21 protein-coding genes are annotated in these 18,483 nt (G+C 72.4%); 4 read left to right on the top strand and 17 right to left on the bottom strand.

Going from position 1 to position 18,483, the window contains the following annotated elements; genetic code table 11:
• Positions 1 to 80 precede the first annotated feature (80 nt).
• From ACIA8R_RS18120 to ACIA8R_RS18100, 5 genes are all read right to left on the bottom strand, one after another.
• Positions 81 to 239: a hypothetical protein gene (locus ACIA8R_RS18120; RefSeq protein ID WP_397039832.1), complete on the bottom strand. Its 159-nt coding sequence runs from the start codon at positions 237 to 239 to the stop codon at positions 81 to 83.
• On the bottom strand, positions 236 to 742 hold the full coding sequence (locus ACIA8R_RS18115; protein ID WP_397039831.1) for a hypothetical protein: 507 nt from the start codon (positions 740 to 742) through the stop codon (positions 236 to 238). Before ACIA8R_RS18115 ends, ACIA8R_RS18120 begins: the two co-directional genes overlap by 4 nt.
• A 147-nt stretch (positions 743 to 889) precedes the next feature.
• Entirely contained in the window at positions 890 to 2,419 is a 1,530-nt protein-coding gene (locus tag ACIA8R_RS18110) for a hypothetical protein (protein ID WP_397039291.1), read from the bottom strand.
• 115 nt (positions 2,420 to 2,534) lie between these two features.
• On the bottom strand, positions 2,535 to 3,053 hold the full coding sequence (locus ACIA8R_RS18105; protein WP_397039290.1) for a GNAT family N-acetyltransferase: 519 nt from the start codon (positions 3,051 to 3,053) through the stop codon (positions 2,535 to 2,537).
• A gap of 51 nt (positions 3,054 to 3,104) precedes the next feature.
• A complete protein-coding gene (locus ACIA8R_RS18100) occupies positions 3,105 to 3,851 on the bottom strand; it encodes an SDR family NAD(P)-dependent oxidoreductase (protein ID WP_364103079.1) in 747 nt (248 codons plus the stop codon).
• A gap of 113 nt (positions 3,852 to 3,964) precedes the next feature.
• Here ACIA8R_RS18100 and ACIA8R_RS18095 point away from each other — a divergent pair, with 113 nt between their 5' ends.
• The gene (locus ACIA8R_RS18095) at positions 3,965 to 4,816 is read left to right on the top strand and encodes a helix-turn-helix transcriptional regulator (protein WP_364103076.1); all 852 of its coding nucleotides are present in this window, start codon (positions 3,965 to 3,967) and stop codon (positions 4,814 to 4,816) included.
• A gap of 240 nt (positions 4,817 to 5,056) precedes the next feature.
• On the opposite strand, the gene ACIA8R_RS18090 is transcribed toward ACIA8R_RS18095, so the two are convergent.
• Genes ACIA8R_RS18090 through ACIA8R_RS18080 form a run of 3 tightly spaced genes read right to left on the bottom strand, consistent with a single transcriptional unit; the run spans position 5,057 to position 7,211 of the window.
• Positions 5,057 to 6,055 carry a TIGR04500 family putative peptide maturation system protein gene (locus ACIA8R_RS18090; protein ID WP_397039288.1) on the bottom strand — a complete coding sequence of 333 codons (999 nt, stop codon included), beginning with the start codon at positions 6,053 to 6,055 and terminating at the stop codon, positions 5,057 to 5,059.
• Positions 6,052 to 7,011 carry an ATP-dependent carboxylate-amine ligase gene (locus ACIA8R_RS18085; RefSeq protein WP_397039286.1) on the bottom strand — a complete coding sequence of 320 codons (960 nt, stop codon included), beginning with the start codon at positions 7,009 to 7,011 and terminating at the stop codon, positions 6,052 to 6,054. Before ACIA8R_RS18085 ends, ACIA8R_RS18090 begins: the two co-directional genes overlap by 4 nt.
• A 50-nt stretch (positions 7,012 to 7,061) precedes the next feature.
• Positions 7,062 to 7,211: a hypothetical protein gene (locus ACIA8R_RS18080; RefSeq protein WP_357707891.1), complete on the bottom strand. Its 150-nt coding sequence runs from the start codon at positions 7,209 to 7,211 to the stop codon at positions 7,062 to 7,064.
• Between the two features lie 193 nt (positions 7,212 to 7,404).
• On the opposite strand from ACIA8R_RS18080, the gene ACIA8R_RS18075 reads away from it, so the two are divergent.
• Positions 7,405 to 8,220 carry an alpha/beta fold hydrolase gene (locus tag ACIA8R_RS18075; RefSeq protein WP_397039285.1) on the top strand — a complete coding sequence of 272 codons (816 nt, stop codon included), beginning with the start codon at positions 7,405 to 7,407 and terminating at the stop codon, positions 8,218 to 8,220.
• A 7-nt stretch (positions 8,221 to 8,227) separates the two neighbouring features.
• Here ACIA8R_RS18075 and ACIA8R_RS18070 read toward each other — a convergent pair whose 3' ends face one another.
• The 3 genes from ACIA8R_RS18070 to ACIA8R_RS18060 are packed head-to-tail and all read right to left on the bottom strand — an operon-like array spanning position 8,228 to position 11,573.
• Positions 8,228 to 9,661, bottom strand: a complete 1,434-nt coding sequence (locus ACIA8R_RS18070) for a serine hydrolase domain-containing protein (RefSeq protein WP_397039283.1) — start codon at positions 9,659 to 9,661, stop codon at positions 8,228 to 8,230.
• Between the two features lie 35 nt (positions 9,662 to 9,696).
• Positions 9,697 to 10,401: a response regulator transcription factor gene (locus ACIA8R_RS18065; protein WP_364103061.1), complete on the bottom strand. Its 705-nt coding sequence runs from the start codon at positions 10,399 to 10,401 to the stop codon at positions 9,697 to 9,699.
• Positions 10,398 to 11,573, bottom strand: coding sequence for a sensor histidine kinase (locus ACIA8R_RS18060; RefSeq protein ID WP_397039281.1), 1,176 nt, complete (start codon positions 11,571 to 11,573; stop codon positions 10,398 to 10,400). The genes ACIA8R_RS18065 and ACIA8R_RS18060 overlap by 4 nt, the downstream gene beginning before the upstream one ends.
• 292 nt (positions 11,574 to 11,865) lie before the next feature.
• Between ACIA8R_RS18060 and ACIA8R_RS18055 the strand changes: the two genes are divergently transcribed.
• Positions 11,866 to 12,183 carry a hypothetical protein gene (locus ACIA8R_RS18055; RefSeq protein ID WP_357707899.1) on the top strand — a complete coding sequence of 106 codons (318 nt, stop codon included), beginning with the start codon at positions 11,866 to 11,868 and terminating at the stop codon, positions 12,181 to 12,183.
• Positions 12,184 to 12,389: 206 nt separating this feature from the next.
• Here the strand turns inward: ACIA8R_RS18055 and ACIA8R_RS18050 are convergent, their stop codons facing one another.
• The gene (locus ACIA8R_RS18050; protein ID WP_397039280.1) at positions 12,390 to 13,427 is read right to left on the bottom strand and encodes an aldo/keto reductase; all 1,038 of its coding nucleotides are present in this window, start codon (positions 13,425 to 13,427) and stop codon (positions 12,390 to 12,392) included.
• 83 nt (positions 13,428 to 13,510) lie between these two features.
• A complete protein-coding gene (locus tag ACIA8R_RS18045) occupies positions 13,511 to 13,972 on the bottom strand; it encodes a VOC family protein (protein ID WP_397039278.1) in 462 nt (153 codons plus the stop codon).
• 203 nt (positions 13,973 to 14,175) lie between these two features.
• Between ACIA8R_RS18045 and ACIA8R_RS18040 the strand changes: the two genes are divergently transcribed.
• Positions 14,176 to 15,171 carry a helix-turn-helix transcriptional regulator gene (locus ACIA8R_RS18040; RefSeq protein WP_397039277.1) on the top strand — a complete coding sequence of 332 codons (996 nt, stop codon included), beginning with the start codon at positions 14,176 to 14,178 and terminating at the stop codon, positions 15,169 to 15,171.
• A gap of 100 nt (positions 15,172 to 15,271) precedes the next feature.
• Here the strand turns inward: ACIA8R_RS18040 and ACIA8R_RS18035 are convergent, their stop codons facing one another.
• The 4 genes from ACIA8R_RS18035 to ACIA8R_RS18020 are packed head-to-tail and all read right to left on the bottom strand — an operon-like array spanning position 15,272 to position 18,472.
• Complete coding sequence (locus ACIA8R_RS18035) at positions 15,272 to 15,766, bottom strand: hypothetical protein (protein ID WP_397039275.1); 495 nt, start codon at positions 15,764 to 15,766, stop codon at positions 15,272 to 15,274.
• Positions 15,763 to 17,190, bottom strand: coding sequence for a sensor histidine kinase (locus ACIA8R_RS18030; RefSeq protein ID WP_397039274.1), 1,428 nt, complete (start codon positions 17,188 to 17,190; stop codon positions 15,763 to 15,765). Before ACIA8R_RS18030 ends, ACIA8R_RS18035 begins: the two co-directional genes overlap by 4 nt.
• An 11-nt stretch (positions 17,191 to 17,201) precedes the next feature.
• Entirely contained in the window at positions 17,202 to 17,891 is a 690-nt protein-coding gene (locus ACIA8R_RS18025) for a response regulator (protein ID WP_397039273.1), read from the bottom strand.
• A 23-nt stretch (positions 17,892 to 17,914) separates the two neighbouring features.
• Positions 17,915 to 18,472: a hypothetical protein gene (locus ACIA8R_RS18020; protein ID WP_397039271.1), complete on the bottom strand. Its 558-nt coding sequence runs from the start codon at positions 18,470 to 18,472 to the stop codon at positions 17,915 to 17,917.
• Between the last annotated feature and the right edge of the window lie 11 nt (positions 18,473 to 18,483).

Below are 18,483 nucleotides of genomic sequence, written 5' to 3'. Positions count from 1 at the left end.
CTTCGCCGGCGAGCACGACGGACACCCGTAGCGGGACCGTCAGCCGGTCCTGGCGCGCAGGCTGCGCGCCAGGACGGGGATCACCACCGTCGCCGGGACAGGTGGAGCCCGAGGAGGGCGGTGACGGTGGCGGTGTCCGCCCCGGACAGGAGGGGACCAGCGAGATCGCGGTCAGCGACCCCGCCGTCCACCGGAACCACCCGGCCTGCGACGCCTTCGGTGTCGTTCCCGGTGTTCATGGCGTTCCTCCGTCGTTCGATGACGTGCCGTCCGCGGGCAGGCGCTCCGGCAGGCCGAGCCGCGGGAACTGGTCGTCGTGGAAGATGACGACCTCGGTGATCGCTCCGCCGGTGACGCGCAGGACGTCGATCGTCAGCGGCAGGTACGCGCCCTCCGCCTGCCGCCAGAGGTGGAAGGCGACGGCGGGTTGCCGGTTCACGGCCGTGGGGACGGCGCGCAGGCCCCTCAGGTCCACGAAACCGCTCTCGACCCAGTCGCTCACCACCATGTCGCGGCCGACGCACATACCCGGCGTGGGCGGCATCGAGCAGCGGACGTCGTCCCGCAGCAGCGCGGTGAGCCCGCGGGCGCGGCGCGAGGTGCTGGACCGCGACCAGGTAGGCCAGCTCGATCGTCTCCGCGCGACCGCGACGGTCTCGGGCTCGTCCGCGTCGCCCGCGGGCAGCTCGTCGAGCAGCCGGTCCGGGTAGGGCTGCAACCACAGCACCTCGCCGTCGGGCACGCAGGAACGTCTCCTGGACGGTGTCCTCGGCGTCCTCGAACGACCCGAGCATGCGGTAGCAGTGCACGTGCAGCTCCCGCCGGTGCCGCTCCGCCATCCCCGAGAACGTGAGCTCGTCGACCCCGTCCAGCCGCGTGTCCGTACTCATCACCGGGGCGGCGCCGGGGGCAACTGGGACACCGGGTGCAGTACGGGCCTCAGTTTGCGCCGCACCAGCCGGCGGATGGTCCACACATGCCTCAGTCGCGGCACGGTCGGCGGGAACGGGGTGAACCGCGGACGCCACGCGTGGTCGAAGGACAGGATTCCCTGGAGCGGGAAGTCCCAGCGGAGGCCCTTGGCGTGCGGGTCGGGCGGCGGGATGTCCGGCAGCAGCGGTAGGGGCGGCCAGTCGACGTCCGGCTCGGCGGACGACCTCGTCGCGTACTCCTGGGCGGCGCTCTCCCGGAAGGCGTGGTAGATCTCGTCGTCATAGACGAGCAGCAGCAGCCGGGCGGGCGTGGTGGTGCGGAGCGCCTCGGTGAACTCCCACATCGTCCCGGGACCGGGGGCCGCTGTCATGATCACCGCGTGCGCGCCCCGGATCAGCCCGCTCACCGTGCGCTGCCAGTCGTCGACCGGCAGATATCCGCGTTCGGCCCCCAGCTCCGGCAGGCGTTCGCCGGGTTGCCCGATCGCGACGACGCGACCCAGCCCGCGGAACTGACGCACCAGGAACTCCTCCTGCGTCCCGGGCAGCTCGAAGGGCGAACGGGTGGTCCAGCCCGGAGCCTGGTCCGGGGGCAGGGCCATCGCGGGGTCGACGGCGAAGGGGCGCAGATAGAGCAGATACCGCTTCCCGGCGAGCTCCTCGAACGACGGGATGATCCGGTGGCGGTGCCGCCTTCCCCGTTTCAGGAGATCGGCGCTGACACCGTAGAGCAGCATCGGAGGCACCACGATCGCGACCGCGATCAGCGGCGGCGCCCACAAGGGAAGATCCGCGTTGGACACCAGCTCCTTGTACAGCGAGCTGCCGACGAGGGGCACCAACAATGCCAGGGCGCCCAGTGTCCATCCCAGAACGGTCAACACCCGTCCTCGGGCGGGGCTTTGAACGGCCCGGCCGTCAATGTGGCCGCCGTCGTCACGTGGTCGTCTGAGGGGGCCGATGGCGGTCGCCAGAAGGTTGTTGACGGTGGCGATGACGATGATCAGCCAGGGAATGTGAAAGTCATGGGAAATGCTGAACTTGGTGGCGATGACCGACACGCCGGCTGCCGTGATCGTGACCAGCGTCGCGACATGGACAAACGTCTCGGGCCTGCTCGGGCGTTCGGTGAGCAGAATGTTGATGGCCGCGCCGAGTATCCCCGCCGCCAGAATGGGAAAGAGCATCTCGGCGACCACGTCGCCGACGAAGAGCGCCAATTGGATGAACGGGGTGTCCAGGTCGTCGCGGATCGCGATGTAGGAAAGTGTGGCGAACTGCCGGCGTTCCTGCGCGTAGCTCACCATTGCCACCCACACGGCCGCGAACACCGTGGCGACCAGGCACATCCTGATCACCAGGGTGTTCGCCGCGGCCATGGGTGAATCGGAATTCCGGCCGTGACGAACGTCATGCATTGTTGCGACCGCCTGGATGAGCGCGGCGGCAACGGCGGTCCACGTGACGGCACCGGAAACGGGGGACACCCGCCCATGGTCGCACAGCAAGAATGTCGCCGGCCTGAACTTGAGAATGGCGCAGACCCGCATACTCGAATGGAGACTGCCGCCGGCCTGGAATGGCGCAGTACGCCGTCCCCGGTCAGGACGCGGGCCGGGCGAGCGTATAACCGAGCATCGGCCACACCTCGCCCTTGACCTCCTGCGTCTCGTCCCGCCGTGGATCACGACGGAACCCCGTGCGCGATGCCACCAGCCGCGAGGCGACGTTGTCGCGATGAGCACGCAGCCACAGCTCGCCCAGGCCGACGTTCCGGAAGGCCCAGGCGCTGAACAGGGCCACGGCCCTGGTCGCCGCCCCGCGCCCGCGCGCCTCGGCGGCCACCCAGTAGGAGATCTCACCGAACCGGCCGTCATGCCGCAGCGCGATGTTGCCCAGCCGCCGCCCGGTGACCGAGTCGCAGACGAGGAAGCCCTCGTCGGCCTCTGACTCGCGCAGCCGGACGATCGCGGCCAGCACCTGCGCGGCGTCCAGGGTCGGCGAGTCGGTCGTGAACCGCTGGATGAGCGGGTCGCGCACGCTCTCGGCGTACCAGCCGGCGTCCTCGTCGGTCCACGCGCGGAGCCGTACCACCCCGTCGTCCAGTTCGTGATCGTGCATGGCCGAACCCTGCCAGAGGAGCTCGCGTCCGGCGAGGCAGGGGACGTCGCGCTAGGCGTTCAGGGTGGCCACGACCTGGTCGTAGTCGCCGCGCGCCTCGCCGTACCGCAGGAACTTCACCCGCTCGACCTGGATCTCCTTCGCGTCCGGCCGGGTCTCCAGCAGCTCCATGACCTCTGCCACGAACTCCTCCAGAGGCATCGCGTGCTCGACGAACTCCTCGCCGGGCAGCAGCGCGGTGCGCACGGCCGGCGGTTCGAGCTCCACGATCTTCACCGACGTGTCGGCCAGTTGCAGCCGGATCGACTCGCTGAGCATGTGGACGGCCGCCTTCGAGGCGTTGTAGCTCGGCGTGATCCTCAGCGGCGCGAACGCCAGCCCCGAGGAGACGGTGACGATCGTCGCGTCCGGCCGGGACCGCAGGTGCTCGATGAACGCGGCGATGAGCCGGATCGGGCCCAGCACGTTGGTCGTCACGGTCTCCTCGGCCGTGGCGAGGAACGTCGCGGGGTCGTGCCAGTCCTCGACGCGCATGATCCCCGCCATCGTGACCAGCACGTTGAGATCGGGGTGCCTGGCCAGGACCTCCTTCGCGGCCGACTCGACGCTCGCGGCGTCCGCGGTGTCGATCCGCACGGTGTCGAGGCCCGGGTGCTCGGCCGCGATCCGCTCCAGCAGGTCGGCGCGCCGCCCGCCGACGATGACGGTGTTCCCCCTGGCATGCAGCGCGAGGGCGAGGGCGAGCCCGATCCCGCTCGTGGAACCGGGGATGAAGACGGTGTTGCCTGAGATGTTCATGCCGTCCAGGTTCCCCCTCCGGGCGCAGCGGGTGCAGAGAGCGCTCATCGGGGGATCGGCGATCCCTGGCTGACGGTCATCAGCCCTGGTGAGGCGGCACGATACTGGGAGGCATGGACCGCGCATCGCTCGCCGACTTCCTCCGACGCCGCCGCGAGTCGCTGCAGCCCGAGGACGTCGGACTGCCCACGGGTGCCCGCCGCCGCGCCCCGGGGCTGCGGCGCGAGGAGGTCGCCGCCCTCGCCATGATGTCGACCGACTACTACACCCGGCTCGAACAGCGGCGCGGCCCGCAGCCCAGCCTCCAGATGCTCGCCGCGCTGGCCCGCGCGCTGCGGCTGACCACCGACGAGCGCGACTACCTGTTCCGGGTGGCGGGCCAGAACGCCCCGGCCGCCGTCACGGCGGCCACGCACGTCGCCCCCGCGCTGCTGCGCGTCCTCGACCGGCTCAGCGACACCCCCGCGCTCATCATGTCCAACCTGTGCGAGACGCTCGTGCAGAACCGCATGGCCGAGGCGCTGTTCGGCGACAGGTCCGCCCACACCGGGCTTGCCAGGAGCGACATCTACCGCTGGTTCACCGACCCCGGCGAGCGGCTCGTCTACCCCGAGGACGACCGCGACCGGCAGAGCCGGGCCCTGGTCGCGAACCTGCGGGCCGCGTACGGCACGATGGGGCCGCGCTCGCGGGCCGGCGAGCTCGTGCGGACGCTGTGCAAGGCGAGCACGGAGTTCGTCGCGCTGTGGGACCGGCACGAGGTCGCCGCCCGCTTCGCGGACCACAAGATCATCGTCCATCCCCGGCTCGGGCCGATCGAGCTCGACTGCCAGGCACTGTTCACCGAGGATCAGTCACAGGCGCTCCTGGTGCTCACCGCTCCGCCGCGCACCGAGGCCCGCGAGAAGCTGGAACTCCTCGCGGTGCTGGGCTACGAACGTTTCCCCACCGACGTGCCGGGCTGACCGCTGCCGACCCTGGCGGACGATGCCGTACTTGCCGTTACAGGGCCACGTGCCGGACTTGGCGATCCTCTCGCGCTGTGCTCGCCTGAGCCGTGCCGGCCTGGATACGCGCGGCGGGGGCGGCGACGGCGGGGGCGGCCGTCAGCAGGGCCAGGCCGGCGGCGGTGGTGGCCAGGGCGAGGGCGGCCGCCGGGGCACCCCGATGGGGACGAACCGCCTTTCCCTGGTACGGAAGCGGCGTCACCTGCCCGACGTCCGTTCCGCGACCCCCCAGAACCACTCGATCTTGGCCGCGTGCCTGCGCTCCTCGATCCATTCGCCGAAGATCCGGCGCTCGACGAGGTCGCGGACCGTCCCGTCGAGCACGGCCGGCTCCACCGCCAGGACCTTGACCAGCAGGTGCCCGCCCTCCACGGGGAACGGCCCGGCGACCGTCCCGGGAGGCGCCCCGAAGATCCGCTCGGCCGTCTCCGCGTCGAGGTCGCCCCGACGGAGGGTGGCGAACACCTCGCCCGGCCGGGCGCTGCCGTCGGCGAAGGCCCGCTCGACCATCTGAAGGAACGCGGCCGCGTCGGGCACGGCCGGTACGTCGGCGAACACCACGCGCGCGACCCGGACGACGTCGAACTCCCCGCCGTGTTCGGCGAACCAGTCCTCCACCCGTCCCGCGGCCACCCGCGAGCGCAGCGCGGCGACGGCGGCCTCGACCGCGACCAGCTCCTCCAGCTCCCGGTGGGAGATGCGGTTGCGGTCCATCCAGGCCCGGGTCGCCGCCCCGGTCAGCAGGCCGCGTGCGCGGCGGAAGGCGTCCATCGCCTGCTGCAGCGCGGCGTCGCTCAGCGGTTCCCGCGCCTCCGCCAGCTTCTCGCGTACGAGGCTGTCGGCGATGAGCCGGTCGGCCAGCGTGGACTCGTCCCAGATGAAGTCCAGGCAGGCGATCGCCCTGGCCACGGGGGTCTCGATGCCGTTGACCCGGAGCAGCAGGTGCTCGCCCGCGCGGTGCACGCCGCGCAACGGCCACGGCAGGGCCCGGTCGGAGCACCAGGACAGCGAGATCGTGGCGCCGTCGCCGTCCTTGATGAGCAGGGCGTGGTGCAGTGACCCGTCGAACTCCTCGCGCTGGGCGACCAGTCGCGTCCGGGTGTGCGGGTACGCCGCGCGGAACCCCTCCAGGCCGCCCTCGGGCGCGCCCGAGCTGAGCAGGCCCACCGCGTCGGCGAGCATCGGCCCGTACGTCATCGCCGCACTCCGTTCTTGAGCAGTTCGCCGATCGCCGTGCTGATCGGCAGCCCGGTCGCGTCCTCGATCCACAGGAACTGGCCGTTCGGGTTGATCTCCAGGAAGACGTGGCGGCCGTCCGGCGTGAGGATCAGGTCGATCGCGCCGTACGTCAGCCCGAGCCGCTCGACCAGCTCCAGGCAGCGTCCGGCGACGTCGCCGGGCAGGTCGTGCGGCAGGACGGGGGTGGCCCCGGGGTCGTAGTGCCGCCAGTCGTAGCGGGTGTGGTTGCTGACCTGGGAGTGGATCTCCGCGGCGAAGAGCTCGCCGCCCACCACCGTCACCCGCACCTCGACCCGCTTGGGAACGTACGCCTGGACGATGACCGGGCACAGGCGCAGGGCGTCGGCGTGACCGAGGTCGGCCGGGGTCACGGGCGCCGCGAACCGCCCGAACCGCTCACCGCCCGCCTCCGGCTGATTGCCGTGCACGGGCTTGGTGATCACCCGGCCCTCGTGCCGGTCGTAGAAGTCGAGGAAGCAGTCGGGATCGTTGGTGATCAGCGTCGCGGGCAGGTCGAAGCCCAGCCGCCTGGCCACCTCCAGCTGGTACGGCTTGCGCCCCGCACGGTCGATGACCGGCCTGGAGGCCGGGACCTTGAGGCACCCCAGGCCGTCCCACAGGCTCTCGGCCAGGACGCGGCACTCCTCCTCGACGTGGTCGCCGGCGACGGTCCGAGGATGGGCCACCGGGTTGCCCGGGCGGCGGTACCAGATCGCGGTCAGCTCGTCGAGGACGAGACGTCGTCCGTCCTGGACGAGGGCGCGGACGGTCGAGCCGTCTCCCGGATGGCCGATCTGCAAGGTGGCGTCGGCGGGGAAGCGCGCGGGGTCGAAGACGGTGACGTCCGCCGCGGCGAGCGTGCCCACGACGCGCTCGGCGTGCTCGTCTCCGTCGCAGGTCAGTACGAGGATCATCAGCGTGGTTCCGGTCGGGGGCGCGACCCGGGCCGCGCCCCCGCGGCGTACTAGTTGCTGTCGCCGGAGGTGTGCGAGTGGCCGCCGTGGATCACGATGACCTGGCTCTTGGCGCCGCCGCTCACCTGGAGCAGCTGGCCCTCGTCGAGCTCAGCGCCGTACGCGGCGATGTCGTCGATGCTGGTACGCGTCTTCCCCATGATCATTCCCGCCCTTTTGTCTGCATGGGGAGCCGAATGCGCCCCATCGCGTGGAACACGGTAGGGAGGCGGCGTCCGGGGCGTCGTCCGCCGGATGGATGATCAGCCGTCATCCTGCGGGCGGAGCGCTGTCCGCGGTCTGCCATGATCATCTTTTGGACGGGTCGGGCCCGTCCGGGGGAGGAGCGGGTCGATGGCGTTCACGACGCAGAGGTACGCGACCGTCCGCGGGCTGCGTCTGGCCTGGCTGGACGCGGGTGAGGGGCGGCCCTCGGGGGACGGGGTGGTGCTGGCGCTGCACGGGCATTTCGGGCGGGCGCGCATGTTCGCGTCCCTGGCCGGCGCGCTGGCCCCGCGCTACCGCGTGATCGCCCTGGAACAGCGCGGGCACGGGCACTCCGCCCGCGGCGACGGCGATTTCGAGCCGGACGCGTACGTGGCCGACGCCGCCGCGTTCCTGCGCGGTCTCGGCCTGGGGCCGGTGGTCGTGCTGGGCCACTCCATGGGCGGCGTGGTCGCGTTCCGGCTGGCCGCCCGGCACCCGGAGCTGGTCCGGGCGCTGGTCGTGGAGGAGGGCGGGGCGGACAACCGTCCGCCGGAGGTGCCGCATCCCGTGCTGGACGTGAGCGGGTGGCCCCGCCGCGCCGCCACCCTGGACGAGCTGCGCCGCGCCATCGAGGCGCGCGGCATTCCCGACGCCGGCTACTTCCTGGACAGCGCCGTCGAGCGCGGCGACGGGTGGGAGCTGCTGTTCGACCACGACGACATGATGGCCTCGCAGCGGGCGCTGGTGGGCGACTGGTGGGCCGACTGGCTCGGCTCGGACTGCCCGGCGCTGTTCGTCCACGGACTGGACAGCTTCGTCCTGCCCACGGCCCTGGCCAGGCGGATGGCCGCGCGTCGGCCCGGCACCGTGCTGCGCGAGTTCGCGGGTTGCGGTCACTGGGTGCACGACGACGATCCCGTGGGGTTCGCCGAGGTCGTCCGCGAGTTCCTGGACGGCCTGTGAGACGCGTTCAGGCAGACTCCTTCGCCATGCGGCGCAAGCACCGCAGCCGACGGCCGAACGCGACCGCCCCGAGCGCGCAGCAGACGAGGGAGAAGATCGCCAGCAGCGGCAGCAGCCAGACGGTGACGATCCAGTACTGGATGTCGAACGGCCCCCAGACCAGCGCCGGCAACAGCGCGCCCAGCACCGTCACCACGGCGAGGGGCAGCAGCCGCGGAACCAGCCGCGGCCGGCGCGCCGCACGGCGTCGCGCGGCCCAGCGGCGCGCCCGGACGGTCGCGGTGACCAGCAGCGCGGTCATCCCCACAGTGAGCCCGAGCAGGACCGCGTTCACGACGGTGAGCGGGTTGCTCATCGGCGTCGCCGGCGCCCCGAGCCGCTCGGCGAGGAGGTTGGCCGAGAGCAGGCCGGGGTCGCCGCCGCTGTTGGTCAGGACGAGCGCGGCCACGCCGGTCCCGGGCGAGAAGACCATGTCCCCGGTCCACGTCGCCAGCGTCCCGCCGTGGCCGACCAGCGACGGCGGACCGCCCGCCGTGACGGGACGGGACCGCCAGCCCAGGGCGTAGCCGCCGGCCTTCGGCCGGCCGGTGTGCAGCTCGGCCAGCGAGCCGGCACTCAGCAGGCCCGCCCCGAAGGTCCCCTGGTTGAACCGCAGCCACCGCACCATGTCGTCCAGCGTCGAGACCACCCCGCCGTTGCCGAAGCACATCCCCGGCATCTCCGGCGCCGCGACGGCGACCCCGAGAACGACCTCGTACCCGGACGGCAGGCCCTCGGCGCGATCGGAACAGCCCGGCGTCGAGCTGGTGGCGGTCATGCCCAGCGGCGTGAACAGCTCGGCGCGGAGGAAGGCGTCGAAGGACGTCCCCGACAGCAGTTCGACGATCCTCGCCGCGATCGAGTAGTTGGTGTTGTGGTACTCCCAGCGGGTGCCCGGATCGGCGGCCAGGACCTTGCCGGCCAGCCCGGCCACGATCTCCCGCGCGTCGCGCGCGGGCGGGAACACGTACTCGCTGTCGGTGCTGTTCGACAGGCCCGAGGTGTGGCTGAGGACCTGGCGCACGGTGATCCGGGTGAAGCGCGGGTCGGCCATCCTGAAGCCGGGCAGGACCTTGACGACCGGGTCGTCCAGGGAGAGGCGGCCACGGTCGACCAGCAGCATGACCGCCGCCGCCGTCATCGACTTGCTCATCGACGCGATCCGGAACCGGGTCCGCGACGTCACCGCCTCGCCGTCCCCGTCCCGGCCGCGGACGATCGTCTCGACCGACGACCCGTCGATCACGGCCGCCGCGACGCCCGGCGTGCCGTAGACGGAACGGTAGTCGTCGACGAGCCGATCGCCGGCGGCGTGCGCCGGTGCCGTCCAGCCGAGCAGGACGGCGGTGAGAACGAGGAGGGAGGCCACCCGGGACAGGCGCGGCAGACGTGGAAAAAGCACGACGTCGAACCTAGGCCGGGCGTCCTCGGGCGACATCACACCAAAGGGTGAGGCGGCGCCACTCGATGGGATGGAATCCGGCCGGCCAGGTCGTCGCGCGCCACGAGCCCGTTCTCGTAGGCGTGGATCACCACGTGCACGCGGTCGCGCAGGCCCAGCTTCTGCAGGATGGCCCGGACGTGCGACTTCACCGTGTTCTCGCTCAGCACCAGCTCCGCGCGGATCTCGGCGTTGGACCTGCCGCGGGCGAGCAGGCCGAAGACCTCGACCTCGCGCGGGGTGAGGCCGTCCAGGGCCGCCGTCCGCCGCGTCGGCACCTGACGGACGAGATCGAGGATCGTCGCGGCCACGCCCGGAGCCAGCGCCGACGTGCCGGCGGCGACGTCGCACACGGCCTGGGCCAGCGCGGCGGGCCGGACGTCCTTGGTCAGGTAGCCGCTCGCACCCGCCCGGATGGCGGCCACGACCAGTTCGTCGTCGTCGAACGTCGTCAGCATGAGCACCCGGGTCGCCGGCGCGATCCGGACGATCTCCGCCGTGGCGGCGACCCCGTCCATGCGCGGCATGCGGATGTCCATCAGCACCACGTCGAGGCGGTGCCGCCGGACGACCTCGACGGCGTCGCCGCCGTCGCCGACGTCGTGGGTGACCTCGATGCGCTCGTCGGCCGACAACACCGTGCGGAGCGAGGCCCGCAGCAGCTCCTGATCGTCGACGAGCATGACGTGGATGCCGGTCACGCGCCCTCCTTCGTGGGGAGCCGCGCCCGCAGCACCCATCCGTCGTCCCTGTCGTCGATCGACAGGGTGCCGCCCGCCGTACGCACCCGTTCCTCGATCCCCATCAGGCCGGTTCCCGTGCTGCCGGCGTCGCGCGGCGCCTTGCCGCCGTCGTCGCGCACCTCCACGACCACCTCGGACGGGCTCCAGCACAGGCGGGCGGCCACCTCGACGGGGGGTTCGAGGTGGCGCAGCGCGTTGGTGATGCCCTCCTGCACGGTCCGGACCACCGCGACCTCGGCGCTCAGGCTCAGCGGCCGCCGCTCGCCCACCTCGGCGTACGTCACCGCGTGGAGCGGGCTCGCCGCCGACGCCACGAGGCCGGGGAGGGCGTCGAGCGAGATCGGGACCGCCGCGGGCCGGGAGGCGGCGCGCGGCGCCGCGGTGGCCGGGCCCAGGGTGGCCAGCATCGCGCGCAGACCTTGGTGGGCGTCCCGGCCGGCCTCGGCGATGTCGCCGAGTTCGCGGCGGGTCGCCGGATCCGCCGTCGTCACCGCCGCTGCCTCGATCCGGGCCACCATGACGGTGACCGTGTGGGCGATCACGTCGTGCAGGTCGCGGCGGATGCCGGCCCGTTCGGTCGCGACCGCCGCGGCCAGCCGTTCGCCCTCGGCTCGCCGGTCGGCCTCGTGCCTGCGACGTACCAGCAGGGCGGCGAGCCACACCCCACCGACCACGAGCATCAGCAGCCCGCCTTCGACCAGGCGGGTCCACACAGGGGTGTCAGGCGGCAGCCGGGCCCACGCCACCACCTCCGTGAGGACGATCCCGAGCACGGCGACGGCCAGCGCGACCACCGACGACCTGACCGGGACCAGGCCGGTCAGCCGCCACAACGCGAAGGGGAAGCAGACGGCCGAGGGCAGCAGGCTCGGCGACCAGCTCAGGGCGGGCGTCAGCACCAGGACGAGCATCGCCAGCGCGCCGATCATGTACCCCGGCCACGGCCGTCGACGGACCACCGCCGCTCCCGCGTGGAGCAGGACGACCGCGCCCGCCGCGGCGGCGACCTGCCACAGATCCGCCCCGAGGTGCCGCACAGCCGCCAGGACGAGCACCGTCAGCAGGGCCAGGACCGCGTGCGCCGCCACCGTCGTCGCCGGCCACGTGCTCCGGCGCGGGGAGGCTGTCACGGTCGTCGCCTTCCGGTGGGGGCTCGTGGCGGGGAGCCGTACCCGGCTCGACGTGCCACAGAATAACCAGCAACACCCACCCCCACCGACTCCGGCACCCCCGCGGCTCCTCGGCCACGGACCCCTGGTTCGTGGCCGGACTGGGGGAGTTCTTCGGATCGGGGCGGTCCTGCTACCCTGATCGCCGTTCGGGCCGGAAGGCGGGGCCGGGACGAGCGTGTGGCCTGGGAGGAACCCCGGCCGCCGTGAGCCGCTCGACCCACGCCGCCATGGAGTCGGGGGGCGACTGAGGATGAGCGCGGAAGAGGACTTCAAGCAGGTCGGCGCCGAGCTGGCCGACCTGGGCGTGCTGATCTCCAGGATGATGGGCAGGCCCGCCCTCAAGGACCAGGCGGGCAAGGTGTTCGCGAGCCTGCAGCGTGACGGCGCGATGGTGTTCCGGCTGGTCAGGGACACCCCCGAGCACGCGTCCGCGCTTGAGCTGCCCGGCGCGTGCCTGTTCGACCCCTCAGGACAGGGCAGAGTGGTCAAGGACTGGGTCGTCGTGCCCCACTCCTCGGCCGAGCAGTGGACGGACCTGGCCGAGGCCGCCCTCAGCCGCCCCCGCTGACCCTCCGTCCCGCTGACCACCCTTCCCGCCGGTCGGCGGGCGCGAGCACGCCTGCTCCCCGGTCGTCATCGGCCGAGCCCAAGAAGGTCTTCTGAAGGCGAAGGCGTGAAGGGGGAGCCGGAGCCCCTGAGTTGCCCGGCGAGTTACTTTGCCCCTCGCCGTGGATTCGGGAGCACTGGGCCTACCAGTGGTCGTGGACAGGTACGTCAGGCGGCGGCGCGGTCGCCGGTGCGGCGGCGGCGCAGGTCGGCTTGCTCGAGTGCGGGTGGTACGTAGGCGATGTCGAGCGTGCCCGGGTTCACCCCGGGCGGGACCACCTTGTCGATCTGGTCGAGGGTGTCGTCGTCGAGGGTGGTGCCGGCGCCGGCGAGCAGGTCGCCGAGCTGCGCCATGGTGCGGGGGCCGATGATCGCCGAGGTGACCGCGGGATGGCTGATGACGAAGGCCAGGGCCAGATGGGTGAGCGACAGACCGGCCTGCTCGGCGATCGGGACGAGTTCTTCGACGGCATCGTGGTTGCGCTTGTCGGTCATGTGCTTGGGCACCCAGTGCATGCGGGCGCTCGAGACTTGTTCGTTGCCGCCCTTGCGGTAGCGGCCGGTGAGCAGACCCGAGGCCAGAGGGCTCCAGACCAGCGTGCCCAGCCCGTAACGCTCGCAGACCGGGAGGACGTCGCGCTCGATACCGCGGTTCAGGATCGAGTACGGCGGCTGTTCGGTGCGGAAGCGGGCCAGTCTGCGCCGTTCGGAAACCCATTGGGCCTCGACGATCTCCGCGGCCGGCAGGCTGGAATGGCCGATCGCGCGTACCTTGCCCGCCTGCATCAGGTCGGTCAGGGCGGCGAGGGCTTCCTCGATATCGGTGCCGGGCTCGGGGTGGTGGACCTGGTAGAGGTCGATGTGGTCGACGCCGAGACGCCGCAGCGAGTTCTCGACCGCGGTGACGATCCAGCGGCGGGAGCTGCCGCGATGGTTGGGGTCGGTGCCCATGGCGCCGTTGACCTTGGTAGCGAGCACCACGTCGTCGCGTCGGCCGCGCAGCGCCCTGCCCACGATCCGTTCGGTTTCGCCGTCACCGCCGTAGACGTCGGCGGTGTCGATGAAGTTGATGCCGGCGTCGAGGGCCCGGTGGATGATGGCGACGCAGTCGTCGGGGTCGGGGTTGCCGAACGGGCCGAACATCATGGTGCCGAGGCAGTAGGGACTGACCTGGATGCCGGTACGGCCCAGCGGGCGAGTGCGCATGATCTGTTCCTTCCAAAGGCGGCGGGCCGGGTGGTCCGAGGCGGCCGGGGCGGCCGCCTCGGACCGGATGAGTGCGTCGGTGGTCAGCCGGTGTACGGGGCGGCGACGTCGAGGATCCAGGTGACGCCGAAGCGGTCGGTCAGCATCCCGAAGCCCGGGGCCCACTGCGACGGGCCGTACTTCTCGATGATGTCGGCGCCGTCGGTGAGCTTGTCCCACAGCGCCCCGACTTCCTCGGTGGTTTCGCCGCGGACGGACACGAAGAACCGCTCGCCGGTCAGCGTCATGCCGTGCTCGCGAGTGGTGGCGGCGGGCGCGGCGGCGGCCGGTGCCTGGCCGGGCACGTCGTAGGCCATGATGCTGAAGCCGTTGTCGGCCGTGACCTGGCCGAAGACGATCTTGTCGGCGTCTGGCAGTTCCTTCGGCATGCCGAAGTCGCCGTACGCGATGGTGGTGAGGTGGCCGCCGAACACGGTCTGGTAGAACTCCAGCGCTGCGCGAGCGTCGCCGCGGAAGTTCAGGTGGGTGGTGGTGGAGATGGCCATGCCGGTGACTCCTTGTTGATTCTCCGGGCGCGGTACGCCCGATATGGGCTGGTAAGTCTCGTCAGCGTCGGGCGGCCGAATAGGCGAGTCCCCCCGGGGCTGTTGAAGGGGGCCGTCCGGGGCGCGGGGCTGACCGGCTCGATACGAAGGTTCGCAGGGGTAGGTGACAGGATGTGGCACCTACTCCCGGCAGAATGAGGTTCATGCAGAAAACTTCTGCCCGCCTGCTGGCTCTGCTGTCGCTGCTGCAGACCCGCCGGGACTGGCCCGGCACGGTGCTGGCCGATCGCCTGGACATCAGCCTGCGCACTGTGCGCCGCGATGTCGACCGGCTCCGCGAGCTCGGCTACCCCATCGCAGCCGTCAAAGGCCCTGACGGCGGCTACCGGCTCAGCGCCGGCACCGAACTACCCCCGCTGCTGTTCGACGACGAACAGGCCGTCGCCCTCACCATCGCCTTGCAGATCGTCGCCACCAACCCCGGCAACGGCCTCGCCGAACCCGCCGAACGGGCACTGAACACCATCCGGCAGATCATGCCCTCCCGACTCCGGCACCGCATCGACGCGCTGCGCGTCACCGCCGTTGAACGACCTGTCACCCGGCCGGCCACCCCGGTCGACGGCGACGTGCTCCTGACCATCAGCGCCGCCGTCCACGCCCACGAGATCTTGCGCTTCGACTATGGCGCCGAGGTCACGGACAAACCCCCGCGCCGCGTCGAACCCCACCACGTCATCACTTGGGACGGGCGCTGGTACCTCATCGCCTGGGACCTCGACCGCGACGACTGGCGCACCTTCCGCGCCGACCGGATCACTCCGCGCACCCCCAACGGGCCCCGGTTCACTCCACGCGTACTGCCCGGAGGAGACGCCGCCACCTTCGTCACCAGCACGTTCCGCGGCTCTGGCGACGCCTCGGGCAACTGGCCCTGCCAAGGCACGGTGATCCTCGACCTGCCCGCCGCCACCGTGGCCCTCTACACCCGCGAGGGAATCGTCGAGGAGACCGGCCCCCACCGCTGCCGGCTCACCCTCGGATCCTGGTCCTGGCCCAGCCTCGCCGCCGCCATCGCCCGCTTCGACGCCGACATCGACGTCATCGGCCCCGACGAACTCACCGACGCCTTCGAACACCTGGCCCGCCGATTCACCAGAACCGCAACCGGCCACGGCATCGCATCACCGACATCGTGAGTTGCCACGCCTACGAAAGACCTCGCCGAAATCGCCGATGTTCCGCGAACTGCTCACCTACGCGCGGCCGCGCGACACCGTGCACATCTCCGAGATGCGGTCATGGCGTGCAGGTGCGGGTGCCGGTCGAGCCGTCGACCCGATGGATCTTGACCCGGACGGAGCCCAGGGCGGCGCGCGTCGTCGTGCTGACCGTGTCGGCCACCGTGCACACCAGTTGCCGTTCGGCGGTACGGTCGATGCCCCAGCCGAAGGACAGCCGGACGTCCACCGGCCCGCGCGGGCCGATGCGGACGGGCGGGAGCGGAGCGCCCGGTGGGACGAAGCTCACCAGGCCACGCGCGCGTTCGGCGGCGTCCGGGCCCTGCACCAGCGCTTCGAGCGCGGCGTGCAGCGTGTCGGTGCCCCGGTGGAGGCGTGACACCCGTTCCAGTCCGAGCGCGGAGGAGAAGTACACGTGCACGGTGGCAGACCGGCTGGTCGCGCCCTCCAGCGCGGTGGCCGCGGGACCGGCGGGCGTCGGACCGGTGTCGATGATCGCGCAGGCCGCCGTCAGCGTCACTGCCAGCAGAACCGGTGCCAGGAGGCGGCTCACGGCCCGTTCCAGGGCAGGGTGAGGGTGAAGACCGCTCCGCCGTCCGGGGCGTTGGCGGCGCTCAGCGTGCCGCCGTGCAGGCGGGCGTTCTCGTAGGCGATGGCCAGGCCGAGACCGCTGCCCTCGCTGCGGGTACGAGCGGCGTCGCCCTTGGTGAACCGGTCGAAGACGTAGGGCAGCAGGCCGGCGGCGATGCCCGGTCCGTCGTCGGTCACGGTGAGGGCGACGCCGCCGGGGACCGCCCGGGCCCGCAGCCGTACCGTGGCCGCAGGTCCGCCGTGGCGCAGCGCGTTGCCGACGAGGTTGGCCAGGATCACGTCCATGCGGCGGGGGTCGAGCCGCACGCGCAGCCCCTCCGGGACGTCCACGGGGACGCGGGCCTGCCAGTGCCGCAGCGCGAGCGTCTTGCGCACCAGCTGGGCCAGGTCGACCTCGTCGAGGGTGAGGACGGCGGCCCCGGCGTCGAACCGCGACACCTCCATCAGGTCGTCCACGAGCCGGGCGAGCCTGCGCGTCTCGTCGGCGACCAGCCCCACGGCCTCGGCGGTCTCGGGCGGCATCCGGCCCGCCGCGACGTCCTCGTCCAGCAGGCCGGTCACGGCGGTCATCGCGGCCAGCGGCGTGCGCAGCTCGTGGGAGACGTCGGCGGCGAACCGGCGGGCACGGGACTCCATGTCGCGCAGGACGGCCGTGTCGCGTTGCAGGGTCGCGGCCATGGTGTTGAAGGTGCGGCCGAGATCGGCCAGTTCGTCGTCGCCGGTGACGGTGATCCGGGTGTCCAGTTCGCCCGCCGCCATGCTCTCGGTGGCCGAGCGCAGCCGCCGCACCGGGCGCAGCACGCTGCCCGCCGCCAGCAGCGCGGGCAGGATCGCGGCCAGGACGACCGGCAGCGCTCCGGCGCGCGCGGCGGTGACCAGCGAGTCCACGTCACGTTGCTGGGCGGCCAGCGAGAAGGAGGCGAACACCACCAGTGGCGGCCGGGCCGCGGGCCGCGCGGCGTCCTGCACCGGGACGGCGATCGCCAGCCAGGGGCGGCCGTCCCGTTGGAAGCGCTGGACCAGGGACGTCGTCGCCGCGGCCGCCGCGCTCTTCAGCTGAGAGGGCAGCGCTGGAGCGGTCGAGGCGGCGACGACCAGCGGCCCGTCCTGGAACGACGCGGCGGTGCGCCAGTCGCGGGAGCCGCCCGCGCGGTCCAACTGGAGGGTCAGGGCGCGCAGGTCGGCAGGGGCCGGATCGGACGGCAGGTCCGGTGCCAGCGAGTCGATCTGCGTGCGCAGGTCGTGCACCGCGCCGCTCTGGACGCGTTCCAGGATCGCCGAGCGGGCCTGGTGGAAGGTCAGCGCGGCGGTGGTGAGCGCGCCGAGCGCGGTGACCAGCACGAACCCGACCACCAGGCGGGTACGCAGCCCGCGCGGCACTTTCACCCGCGGCACTCTCACAGCGGTCCGAACCGGTAGCCGAAGCCGCGTACGGTCTGAACGTAGCGGGGACGGCGCGGATCGTCCTCGATCTTGGCCCGCAGCCGCATCACCCCGGCGTCGACCAGCCGGTAGTCACCGTGGAAGGTGTGCTCCCACACCTGCTCCAGGAGCTGCTGACGGCTGTAGGTGCGTTCGGGGGAGGCCGACAGGAACAGCAGCAGCTTGCGTTCCGAGGGTGCGAGGGCGACCTCCGTGCCGTGCTTGAGCACGCGCAGCGCCGTCCGGTCGATCTCCAGGTCGCCGAAGGAGGCGCGGTCGTCGGCGGCCTCCGGCTGCGCGAGCGCGACGCGGCGCAGCACCGCGCGCATCCGGGCCTCGATGACCTCGGCGCTGGCCGGCTTGACGACGTAGTCGTCGGCGCCCGACTCCAGGCCCACCACGACGTCCACGTCGTCGCCGCGCGCCGACAGGATCACGATCGGGAGGACCTGGCTGAACGCGCGGATCCGGCGGCAGACCTCCAGCCCGCTCATGCCCGGCAACATCAGGTCCAGCAGCACCAGGTCGGGAAGCGACGCCGAGACCTCCGCCAGCCCCTGCTCGCCGGTGCCGACCGCCACGGTCTCGTGCCCGCGCCTGCGCAGCCCCAGCGAGACACCCCGGCGAACGGCCTCGTCGTCCTCGATCAACAGAATCCGCGTCATGATCCCTCCATCGACCGTCCCCGTCACCGGGACGGGGTGGCAACGTCGAGCGGAACGGCCGAGCCGGTCTCGTCGCAGGTGACCGGCCAGGCCGGGCCCGCGATCCCCGACTCGAAGACCCGCACGACCACATCGGCCTGCGCGCGTCCGCCCGGCACGCCCGGCGCCGCGGCGGCGGTGCACACCAGCTGGCTCACCGCCGTGTGGTCGAGCTCGGACACCACCCACGGCAGGTACAGGTCCACCGCGCCGCGCGCGGCCCGCGCCCGGACCTGCCGCGACCCGCCCGGAAGGGCGGTGGTCAGGCCGCGCGTCCGTTCGGCGGCGGTGGGCCCGGCCAGCAGCGCGTCCAGCGCCTGCTGCGGCCCGGCGCCGGGCCTGGCCGGACGGGCGGCCGGCCAGGAGCCGTACGGCGTGCGGAAGTACACCCGCAGCTGACGTGACCGGTCGGTGGTCAGACCGCCCGTGGCGGGCGCACCGGCCGCCATCGGCCCGGTCGCCCTCACCTCGGTCCCGCAGGCCGCGACCGCCAGGACGGCAGCCAGCATCGCGACCAGCCGGATCAGCTGCGTGCCTCCCACTCTCCTCCTGC

Origin of the sequence: Nonomuraea sp. NPDC051191, assembly GCF_044455665.1 — a bacterium.
Classification (GTDB): domain Bacteria; phylum Actinomycetota; class Actinomycetes; order Streptosporangiales; family Streptosporangiaceae; genus Nonomuraea.
This window is presented reverse-complemented; position numbering and strand designations above follow the sequence as displayed.